Source organism: Xanthomonas sp. SHU 308, assembly GCF_000364645.1.
GTDB classification, from domain to species: domain Bacteria; phylum Pseudomonadota; class Gammaproteobacteria; order Xanthomonadales; family Xanthomonadaceae; genus Xanthomonas_A; species Xanthomonas_A sontii.
Genome location: NZ_AQOK01000756.1, coordinates 1 through 406 on the forward strand (window position 1 = coordinate 1; position 406 = coordinate 406).

The following is a 406-nucleotide window of genomic DNA, read 5'->3' on the forward strand; positions in this document are numbered from 1 at the left end:
TGGGTCGTCGGCCTCGGCGCCGGCCCGCAACAGCGCCCAGCGCCCGGCATCCTGGATGCCGCCGTACAGCGCCATGCGCGGCCGCCGCCGCGACAGCGCCGACGGGCGCTTCGATGCCGGCACCAGCAAGGCGCGCAGGCCGGCGTAGCTGTCGCAATGGACCCGGCCGGCGGCGACCAGCTCGGTCAGCGCCGCCTCCAGTTCGGTGGAGAGCAGGCGGGTGGCCGCGGCGATCTCGTCGAAGAACGAGGCGCCATGCGCCGCGAGATGGTCGGCGACCTTGCGCGCGCGCGAGCCGAGCGCATCGGCCTCCGGCACTGGCGACAGCCGCGACCACTGCCCGGCGCTGCGCCTCGGCAGCAGCAGGATCGGCGTGCTGCGCAGCGTCGGCGCGGCGCCGCCGGCG

Annotated in this window: 1 protein-coding gene; it reads right to left on the reverse strand. The window is 77.1% G+C overall.

The genetic code is table 11. The features are described 5' to 3' along the window. The coding region (locus tag D588_RS25640) for a hypothetical protein (RefSeq protein ID WP_043086339.1) at positions 1-406 on the reverse strand (406 nt) is incomplete at both ends.